6 protein-coding genes are annotated in these 9819 nt (G+C 63.1%); all 6 read left to right on the top strand.

The genetic code is table 11. The features are described 5' to 3' along the window. Window positions 1–714: integrase core domain-containing protein (locus Q7T26_03660; GenBank protein MDO8531255.1), on the top strand; the 714-nt coding region annotated here is incomplete at its 5' end. A gap of 284 nt (window positions 715–998) precedes the next feature. Then, entirely contained in the window at window positions 999–2741 is a 1743-nt protein-coding gene (locus tag Q7T26_03655) for a hypothetical protein (GenBank protein MDO8531254.1), read from the top strand. Beyond that, window positions 2623–4527, top strand: coding sequence for a hypothetical protein (locus tag Q7T26_03650; protein MDO8531253.1), 1905 nt, complete (start codon window positions 2623–2625; stop codon window positions 4525–4527). Before Q7T26_03655 ends, Q7T26_03650 begins: the two co-directional genes overlap by 119 nt. Before the next feature lie 810 nt (window positions 4528–5337). Beyond that, window positions 5338–7065 (top strand): PGF-pre-PGF domain-containing protein, encoded by a 1728-nt coding sequence (locus Q7T26_03645; protein MDO8531252.1) that lies wholly within the window; start codon window positions 5338–5340, stop codon window positions 7063–7065. 181 nt (window positions 7066–7246) lie between these two features. After that, on the top strand, window positions 7247–9343 hold the full coding sequence (locus tag Q7T26_03640; GenBank protein MDO8531251.1) for a glycosyltransferase family 39 protein: 2097 nt from the start codon (window positions 7247–7249) through the stop codon (window positions 9341–9343). Between the two features lie 21 nt (window positions 9344–9364). Next, window positions 9365–9819 (top strand): hypothetical protein (locus Q7T26_03635; protein ID MDO8531250.1); only part of this gene is annotated, 455 nt, incomplete at its 3' end.

Raw genomic sequence — 9819 nt, 5'->3', positions numbered from 1 at the left:
CCAGCAGGCCAAGAAAGGGCCTCGCACAGAGCGCCCGACGGACCCGTTGGTAAAGCGCTGGGTCTGGGAGCTGCGGGAGCGAGAGGCATCCTTCAGCCGAAGGACTGCGGGCAGAAGATCGTCTACTTCCTGGAGCGGGAGCACGGCGTCCACCTCTCCGTACCCAAGGTCTACGAGATCCTCCGAGAGAGGTACGTCATCCGTTCCAAGTGGAAGAAGAACCACCTCCGCGGGCCTGTGCCCCATGCCACAGCGCCCCGCCAGGTAGTGCAGATGGACTCCATTCTTCTGGGTGGCCTCTATGCCTTCACTGGCATAGACATCTACACCAGGGAGGCAGATATCATGGTCGCTCCGGCGCTTACCGCTGCCTACGGGCGTGCTTTCCTCGATCGGGCCATGGCCAGGCGGTTTGGCGGCCACGTGGCGCTCATCCAGACAGATGGCGGGAGCGAGTTCAAGAACACCTTCTTAGCGCGGGTCGCGGTCTACTGCGACCGGCATCGAGTGGCCCGCCCCTACAAGAAGAATGAGCAGGCCTACATTGAGAGCTTCAACCGGACGGTGCGCAAGGAGTGCTTGGGCTGGGGACGCTACAGCGCCGCGGACCTGTCTTCCTGCCAGAAGGCTGCAGAGGATTTCCTGGAGCGGTATCATTACCACCGGCCGCACCTCGGCCTTGGACTACGCACACCCCTCACGAAAGGAGCCTGACTGTCGGATATTTACGGAGAATACAACGCGCACTTGACAAGGTACTCAAAACCTGCATAATAAGGATTCGCGTGACTTTGCAGTCTGGGCCGTGCAAAGTGAATTCGGCGCATGGGAGTAGAGTCGCAGGGTGCGCTTATCAGGTTTTACGCGGCTCAGGCTTACAAAGTAGCTGGGCGAGACGTGATGGGGGAGGGAAACAGGCGCTATTCCCGACAGGCAGACACAACTGAATGCGAACCCTGGACCGGATTAACCGGTAAGCTATTCTCAAGGGGGACGGTATGAATACTCACTTCCCTAAACTCATGCCAAAGCTCACCCTCAACCGGTACCACGTCGCGGGCCTGATTACCGGCGTCCTGCTGGTAGCCGCACTTATTCTTCCGTCCGTAGCGGCTGGCGTCAGCGCCAGCCTCGCCACCAACGCGTCCAGCTACGTGCTGGGGTCAACTATCTCCCTGCCCGCGTCGGTTGACGTGGGCACCGGCGAGTTCACCAAGGTCAGCTCGGCCACGCTCACCATCACCGGCCCGCAGCCTGTCACCAAGTCGCTCCCCACGACGCCCGTCACGAGTCAGAACCTGGGCGACGGCGTCACCGCCACGGTCACATACGTGAACCTGCTGGCCGCCGACGGCACAGGGTACGGCTATCCCAGCGCCGGATCGGGCTACGTGGGCAACGCCTCCGGCGCCAAGATCAACTACGCTATCACGTGGCAACCGCCGGTCTTCCTGAATCCGCCGCCGCCCACTCCTCCCCCCAGCCTCCCTAGCAGGAACGAGCTTTTCACCGTGCCCTTTGACGATACGTTCGACAGCCCAATCCTGGACATGGCGTCCGGCGTGACCGGCGGGGGCAGCGCCAGCGTTGCCACCGACCAGCGCTTCTGGCTTCTCGGCTCGCAAAACTTCGGAAGCGGCTCGTCGAACCAGCGCATCATGGTCCTTGACGGCACCGGCGCGCAGCTCGGCCTGTTCCAGACGGACTCTAGCACGCAGGACGGTCTGGTCGGCGTCAGTTCTTACCTCTACTCCTACGACAACGCAAACCGGGAGCTGGTCAGGATTGAAAAGGCCTCTCCCCACAGCATTACCCGCTACCCGATCAACCTCTTTGGCGGCCAGCAGGTTGGCGCACTGGCCTACGACGGCACAAACCTGACCGCGGGCTTGCGTAACTCCAACAACTTCCAGAAGCTGTCCCTCACGGGCTCGCTCGTCGGCAGCCCGTTCAGCGCCCCGTCTGGCGGCGGCGGCTTCCCGCCTCCTCCGAGCATCAACGGCGCGGAGGACATGACCTACAACGGGACCATGCTGGTCGTGGGGCAAAACAATGCGGTCTTCCGCTGGGACAACCCGCCCGGCGGCAGCGTGACGATGGACACGGTGAACTCGCCCTTCAGCAACTTCGGCGGCCTGGAGATGCTGAACGGCTCGCTGTACATGGTGAGCGCCTTCTCCAGCGTTTACGTCTCCACCTTGCCGGGCACGCCCGCTCCCGAGGCGACCACGGTGGGCAGCTACACCGCCCAGCTCTCCGTGAGCACGGCGACGGTGGGCGCCATCACCAGCTCCGTCGCCAACTTCAGCCTGGCGAAGGCCTCGTCTGTCGGGCTGGCCATCACCACGCCCACGACCAACCAGGCGTTCTCCACCGCCAACATCACGGTGGGCGGCACGGTCAGCGACCTGAGCGTCAACAACATCAGCGTCGGCGTGGTCCTGCCCGTCTCTACCGTCTTCTCGGACGGCGCGGAGAGCGGAGAGCGGAGAGACCAAGTGGTCGAAGAGCGGTCTCTGGCACATCTCCGACCTGACATCACCGGCGCTCAAGAACCAGTTCCCCCAGAACCTTCCAACTCCCAAGACGGGCACGAAGGTCTGGTGGTATGGCCAGGAATCCATGGGCAACTTCCAGACTGGCTCCGCCAACAGCGGCGACCTGGATATCATCTTGTACGGCTCCGCCAGCACCATCACGGTGTCCACCGGCACGACCGTGAGCTTCCAGACCTGGTATGACACCGAGCCCGGCAACTCCTTCGACAAGAAGGTTGTCCAGTTCGTTGAGTCCGGCGGGCCCACCGAGCCCGCGGTGCAGATTGTTGACGCGGGCATGCCGCTGGGCGGCATGAACTGCGGCCCCAAGTGCACATGGGTGCAGATGGTCCCCAGCGCGTTCGCCTCGTTCGGCGGGCCACCCCCATTCATGGGCGGCGGCGGCGGCGCGATTCAGGCCACGTCCTCCGGCGGCGGTTGGGCGCTTGTCAGCTTCAATCTGGACCAGTTCAACGGCAAGACCGGCAAGATACGGTTCAAGTTCGACTCAGTGGACGGCTCGGTGAACAACGGCAAGGGCTGGTTCATTGACGACGTCTCCATCAGCGGCCAGGGCTTCTCCGGCGCGACCGTGCCGGTCAACTCCAACGGCACGTGGAGCACCACGTTCACCCTGGCGGAGGGCTCCAACCCGATCACGGCCACCGCCACAAGTCAATATCTCTCGGGTGGGCCGGCGTCCCAGTCCGTCACGGCATCCCTTGACACAACGGCGCCCATCGTGGCGCTCAGCGCGGTCACCACGCCCACGGGCACGGCCACGCAGACTCTCTCGGGCACGGTCGCGGAGGCCAACTTTGACCTCCTGACTGTGACCAACAACGGCATCACCGTGGCCACGTCCAAGACGTCGCCCACGGGGGGCGCCTTCTCCCAGGTCATCAACCTGTTCCCCGGCACGAACAGCATCGTCGCGTCCATCACGGACAAGGGCGGCCTCACCGGCTCGGCCACCGCCTCCATCGTGCTGGACGCGGACGCGCCCACCGCCACGGTGAACGCCACCCGGTATCCCGTGGGCAACATATCCGCCCGCGTCGGCGACCAGGTCATCTTCGACGTGACCGCCGCCGACGCCCTCAGCGGCATGCAGAAGGTGGAGCTGGTCCCGACCGGCGGAGGCACCGCACCGACGTTCCTGAAGAGCACGGACGTGCCCGCGGCTGTCCGCGACCAGTGGGGAACCTCGGGCAACTTCCTGTTGCCGATGGAAATCCCCTCCTCCGCGGCCAGCGGCACGCTGTCGTTCACCATCAAGGCATACGACAACGCCGGCAACATCAAGACGTCCACCGTGTCGGCCAACATCGTCGCATCCCTGCAAGCCTTCACGATCTACCTGTTGCCTGACTGGAACCTGATATCGCTGCCGCTCACTCCTGACTCGACCACCTACGCAGCGACGCAGACGCAGACACAGATCCAGCGGCTGACGTCGGGCCTCTCTGGTCTGGACGCCATCTGGTACTATGACGCCAGCGTCACCGACGCCACGCAGCGATGGAAGGTGTTCAACGCCAGCGGCGCGCCCGGCAACCTGACGGAGATGGCGCCGGGACGCGGCTACTGGACCAAGATGACCAGCTCGGCCTTCACCTTCTCCGACCCGCTGGCGCCGGGCCTGGCCAGCACGCCCGCGCCCAAGAAGTTCACCTACACGGGTACGCTGCTCCAGGCGGGCGCGAACGCCACGCCGCCCGTCTATCCCGTGCCCGCGGGCTGGGCCGCCATCGGGTTCCACTCGGAGCGGACAAAGACGGTGAGCCAGGCGCTGCGCAGCGTCTCCGTGCCAGCCCAGATCTGGGGATCGCTGCTCGCCTACGACAACTTCATTCTGTTCCAGCGCGACACGCCGCCGCAGATCGTCCTGGGCGCCTTCAAGGGCAAGGACGAAAGCAGCACCATGGAGCCTGGACGCGGCTACTGGATATTCATGCAGCAGGCGGGCAACATCGTGCCCACCAACTAACGGACAGGCCTGACCTGAGGAAAACCGACGCTTTCGTGAGGCCCGTCGAGGAACGCCTTGACGGGCCTCACGTGGGATAAGAAGACCTCTTCGGAGGTTGCCGCTGGTGGTCCGCCGTGGCGGACCGTCGGCGCTCTCGCAGCCCCCGGACTTTCTGAGGTGGTGCGCTTTGCAACGATACATAGGACTCATCCGCCACATATCTCTGGCTGTTCTTCTTCTCCTGACGCCCGTGCTGGGGTCCGCCCGCTTTAATGCCCCCTCCATCCCCCACCAGTTCTACGGGACCGTGACGGTCGGCAGCTCAGCGGCGTCCTCTGGCGTCACGGTGAGCGCGGCCATCGGCGGCGTCACCTACGCGACGACAACAACGGACTCGCTGGGAAGATACGGCTATTCACCCGTCTTCTACATGCCCGGCGACGACCCCGCGACGACCACGACCAAGGAGGGCGGCGTCAACGGTGACACGATTACCTTCTTTGTCAGCACCGTCCAGGCGACTACCTCTACCTTTCAATCAGGCGCACCAGCCACTCAACTCAATCTGAGTGTCACTTCAATTCCGAGCGCAGGCGGTGGAGGCGGTGGAGGCGGAGGTGGTGGAGGCGGAGGTGGCGCAGGCGGCGCACTGGCGACGGCCGCCGCGAACAACCCCGCCGTAGTCGGGACCTCCCTGGCGAGCGGCACGATCTCCGCGAGCGACCTCGCGTCCGCCGCGGCTGGCAACTCCTCGGCCATCGGCGCGGCCATCGCGTCCGCCGCGGCGTCCAACTCGACGACGCTGGGCGCAACCCTGGCGCAATGGGCGTGGCCCTGGCTGCTGCCTCACTGTCAAACTCCGCCGCGGCCGGCGCGGTCATCGCAAATGCCGCGGCAACGAATGCCGTCGCCATGGGCAACGCCCTCGCCGTGGCTGCCGTGTCCAACCCTACAGCGATGGGAGCATCGCTGGCCAGCGCGGCTACGACCAACGCCACCAGCCTCGGTGTCGCCCTGGCGACCGCCGCGGCCGGCAACGCGGAAGCCATGGGCACGGCATTCGCAAACGCCGCCGTCTTGAACGCCGCGGCGATGGGTTCGGCCCTGGCCAGCTCCGCCGGCACGAACCCCGTCGCCACCGGCAACGCCTTGGCGGCGAGCGCGGCTGCCAACCCCACAGCCACGGGACAGGCGCTGGCGACCTCCGCGGCCACGAACCCGGGCGCGACGGGACAGGCCCTGGTGACCTCCGCCACGACCAACGGCCAGGCCACGAGCCAGATGGTCATAGCAAGCGCCGCCAGCAACCCCATCGCCACGAGCGGCGCCCTCGCGACGGGTATAGCGATCAACCCGCAGGCCCTGGCGAACATCGGCAACTTCATGACGGTGGAATCGTTCACGCCGGAGACGACCCCGTCCACGGGTGCGTCTCCGTCGGGCACCGGCACATGGGCGCCCGTCGGCTCGCCCGCGCCAATCAAGGCCATCCTGGCGAAATTCGCACGGACGATTCCCGGCGCTCACGTCAAGGTAGAGGACGTGCTGCTGCTCCCGTCGGGCGTGCCATCGCTCCCCTCCGGCCAGGTCGTCAGCGAATACGTGCGCCTCACGCCGGAGAACTTCCAGAACTCCGACCTCGTCGCGTCGCATACCACGTTCTTCGTCGAGAAGAGTTGGCTGGGGACAAACCAGATACATCCCTGGTCCATCCGCTTCAACCGATACGACGAGGCCCGGAACATCTGGGTGCCATTTGTCGGGAAGCTGGTGCAGGATGACGCCCAGCGGCTGTACTACAGCGTGGCGCCGCCGGGCTACTCCCTGTGGGCCATCTCCGGCGGCAGCGAGGCCCCGGCCCCCACCACGCGGGTGGACAACCTAACCATCTCCCCGTCCCCCGCGCAGGAGGGACAGAGCGTGACCGTTGGAGTGAACGTGGTCAACACGGGCAGGTCCTCCGTGGACTACAACGCCACCCTGTGGCTCAACTCCGAGGTCGAGTCCAGCCGCACCGTCACGGTGCCCGTGGCGTCGTCGTTGCCCGTCACCTTCACCATTCAGCCCAAGGCCGGGGCCTACACTGTACGCATTGACCGGCTCCAAGGCAACCTGACAGTGCAGGCACAACCCGCCACGCCTACTCCCGTCGCCACCTCTGTGCCGACTCCCGCGCCGACCGCGACGTCCGCCGCGCTGCCGACGGCCACGCCCGCGCCGGCTGCGACGCCGACGCCGGTCCCGGCGACGCCCACGCCCGTGCCGCCGACCGCGACGCCCGCGCCAGCGCCGACCGCGACGCCAGCGCCAACGGCCACGCCCGCACCGCGCCCGACGGCCACGCCCGTCCCGCCAACCGTAACACCCGCGTCGACGGCCACGCCTGTCCCGCAGACCGCCACGCCCGCGCCCGCGCCGACCGCCACGCCGACTCCGGCGCCCCCGCCTCCGCCACCTCCCCCTTCATTCCCCTGGGGGCTTGTCGTGGGCATTGTCATTGCGGCGGCGGTGATTGTAGTCGTCGTAGTGCTCGTATCACGCCGTCCCAGGACATAGCTGGACATTGCCAAACTTGAACGACAGGTAGCCCTGGAACCGGGCCGACGATTGGGCAGGGACGCCTCTTCTTGGTAAGATGGGTATCCCTGCCCACCACGTTTCAGGGGGTTGCATCCTCGGCGCTACGTCTGCAACAATCAGAGGAACAGTCCTCTGACGAGGTCGAGCCGTGAGCGGCATGCAGAACACTCAAGTTGCTCCCTCAGCCAAGCCCCTGGCTCCCGTCAAGTGGGCGGCGCTGCTTTGGCGTGTGACGCCTGTCGTTCTCGGACTGGCTGCCTTTTTTATTGTGCTGCTGGTGTCACATACCGTGTTCCCGTATCTCTCCACAGACCATGACGAGGGCGCATACATCTTCCATGCCCAAATGCTGGAGAATGGCAAGCTCTGGATAGAGCCAGGCCCCTTCAGCGAGTTCTTCAATGCCTGGTTGATAGTCAACGATGGATCAAAGATATACCCTATCCACTCTCCGATCTTTCCCGCCATCCTCGCAGTCTTCAATGGCCTATTCAAGGATATGCGCGTAGCGCTCGCATTCATCGCTGCGGCGGCGGTCATCGCACAATACTTTGTAGTGCTCGAGCTGTATAATCGGCCCGTTGCGCTCGTGGCTGCTCTTTTTCTGATGCTCTCACCACTATTTGTTGTCCAAGCCAGTACCTTTCTGTACTATATCCCCACGTTTCTGTTTAATCTTCTGTCCCTGCTGTTGCTTCTCAAAGCGCTCCGCCGCGGGGGGTGGTTGCATCCCCTTCTGGCAGGTATTTTCATGGGTATTGCGGCATTTTTGCACCCGTACACCGCCCTCCTCTTTGCCTTTCCCGCAATAGCATACGTACTCTACTTGCTGCTGCGGACGAGGGTGCCGTTTCGCACCATAGCTCTGATAATGGCAGGGACTGTGCCGCCCTTTGCGCTGATGCTGGGATATAACTATCTATTGACTGGGAATCCTTTCTTATTCCCGTATAATGTCTACGGGCCCGAAGATACTCTAGGGTTTGGTCTGCACGGCCTTGGATCGCCGTCAGGTCCCGGACCCTTTGTTGTGCACACCCCATCCAGAGCCTTGGACGGTATTGGCCTCAATCTGACTGCTATGACTGTCTGGGTGTTTGGTGGAGCTGCGCTGTATTTCCTTATTCTCGTTACGCTCCTGAGTCGCCGTATTCAGTTCCCCGGTCTCTTCATGCTATCGCTTGCCGGCAGTATCGCGTTGGGTTACAGCTATTACTGGGGCATCGTTCCACTAAACGCGGCGGGGTTACCAGACCCTATCTTGAGCGCCATCGGGCCGCGCTACTACGTTGATATCCTGTTGCCCCTCACGACCTTGGGTGCATACGGACTCTTCAAGGGACTCCATTCCCTCCGCCACGCTTTCAGGCGCGTGCAACGGCAAAACCCCCTCAAGAAAAGTAGTTATGCTTGGAACGTCTGGCGCACGGTGGCGCTAGGACTCGTGCTGGCGTTGCCTGTGTTGGGCATTGATGCTTTGCTCGTTAGAAACGCCCTGGCTGTCAATGAGCAAGTGGCGTCCAAGAATCGAGCGATTTATGCCCCCTTCACCACTCGTAAGTTTGACCAGGCTCTGGTTTTCTTGCCCATCCCTTACGGGCCGTTCATCCATCATCCCCTAAGCTATCTAATCAACGCCCCCTCTTTCAATGGCCCTGTTGTCTTCGCTGCAAACAGAGGGAACGACAATCTGCGTCTCATTGACGCCATGGGCGGCCGCACGCCGTACTATTTTCGTTACGCAGGGACATGGGGAACCGATTGGGCACTCGCCTCTGGCGATATACCAAACACCACCCTTGTGCCCCTTGCTTTGATCGAAGGCAAGAGCATCGTGATAGAGGGTGAGATTAAGAATCCCTCAAACAAACCCTATGTCGTCGCTTACGTATGGAATCAGGAGAAAACGAACAATTACCTCTTGGACGATGCATCCACTCTGGGGAAGACTCATCAGTTCCGCTGGAGACTGACTTCGCAGGAGATCATCTTTGAAGGCCCGCACAAAGGACAGTCGGGCGGGGTGAGCCTTTCGACCACGACAACTTTGAACTTTGCCATCGCTTTCTCCGACACACCCGAACAAGAGACGCGCAGCATCTATGAGGAGCGCTTCTGGTTTGACATCCAGAATGACAGAATACGTATCGTCACGCCGGGTGAGATGTGGCAGAACCTCAACCCTCCCAGCAGCCCGTGGCTGGAAAAAGACATCGCGCCGGTTATGCGCGTGTCCGTGCGGGCCCAGGGCTAGGAGCAAGGTGGACAAATCGCTGTGAACGATTCTGCCACTCCGGCTTTGGGCCTTCCTATCTCCCGCGCGAGCCGGTGGCTGGCCCGCAGTGTGCCCTTCGTCCTTGGCCTGGTCACCTTCGGGCTGGTGCTGCTGACATCCCAGACCGTGTTTCCTTTCCTTTCCAACAACCATGACGAGGGCGTGTATCTCTTCCATGCCCGCATGATTGAAAGCGGTAAGCTCTGGGTGGAGCCTCCGGCGCACGGCGACTTCTTCAACGCATGGTTCCTCATCAGCGACGGACACAAGCTCTATCCGAAATACGTGCCTGTCTTCCCCGCAGTGCTGGCAGCGGCGGACATCCTTTTCAAGGATATGCGCGTGGCGTTGGCGCTCATCGGCGCGGCGACGGTGGTGGTCTTCTATCTTGTAGCGCAGGAGATGTACCGCCGCCGTGTGGCGCTCCTGAGCAGTATCTTCTTGATATTCTCGCC

This window comes from Dehalococcoidia bacterium (assembly GCA_030648205.1).
Lineage (GTDB): Bacteria > Chloroflexota > Dehalococcoidia > JAUSIH01 > JAUSIH01 > JAUSIH01.
Note: the sequence above shows the minus strand (reverse complement) of the source record. Positions and strands in the feature narration are given on the sequence as shown.